The 721-nt window shown below is 68.8% G+C and carries 1 protein-coding gene; it reads right to left on the reverse strand.

Annotated elements, in window-relative coordinates; translation table 11 throughout:
- Positions 1 to 721 (reverse strand): AMP-binding protein (locus A9X05_RS12255; protein WP_156736667.1); only part of this gene is annotated, 721 nt, incomplete at both ends.

The following is a 721-nucleotide window of genomic DNA, read 5'->3' on the forward strand; positions in this document are numbered from 1 at the left end:
GGCGTCGGTGAGCATGAATTCGATGCGGGCCGCCGGCAGTGCCGGGTCGATGGGCAGGTAGGCCGCCCCGGTCTTGAGCACCGCCAAAATCGCCACCACGGCCTGCGCCGAGCGCTCGGCCAACAGCCCCACACACTCCCCCGGACCGGCACCATACTCAATCAACAAGCGCGCCAACCGATTCGACGCCTCATCCAACTCGCCATACGTCAACGACCCGCCCCCACAGCTGATCGCCACCGCCCCCGGGGCACGATCCACCTGCGCCGAAAACAGCTCCGGAATCGACACCCCCACCGGCACCGAACCACCCAACACCGCCCGATTACCGATCACCTCCAGACGCGCACGCTCGCCCTCATCCAGCACCTCGATCGACGAGACACGCCGCGAGGGGTCGGCCGTCATGGTGACCAATACGTCGTGCAGTTGCGCGGCCAGGGCCTCGATGCGGGCGGTGTTGTATACGTCCGTCCGGAATTCCACCGCCCCGCCGATGCCGGCGGGCTGCCCGTCCTCGGTCCAGCGCTCGGCCAGCGAGAACACCAGATCCATGCGGGCGACCCGGGTGTCGACGGGTTCTGGCGTGGCCTGCACGTCCCCCAGCGCCAGCCCGGCGGCCGGACCGTCATGCTGCCAGGGCAGGTTCTGCCAGGCTAAGACGACTTGGATCAGGGGGTGGTGGGTCAGGCTGCGGGTGGGGTGCAGCCGTTCGACGAGG

The organism is Mycobacterium sp. E3298 (assembly GCF_001666895.1).
In the GTDB taxonomy this organism is placed as follows: domain Bacteria; phylum Actinomycetota; class Actinomycetes; order Mycobacteriales; family Mycobacteriaceae; genus Mycobacterium.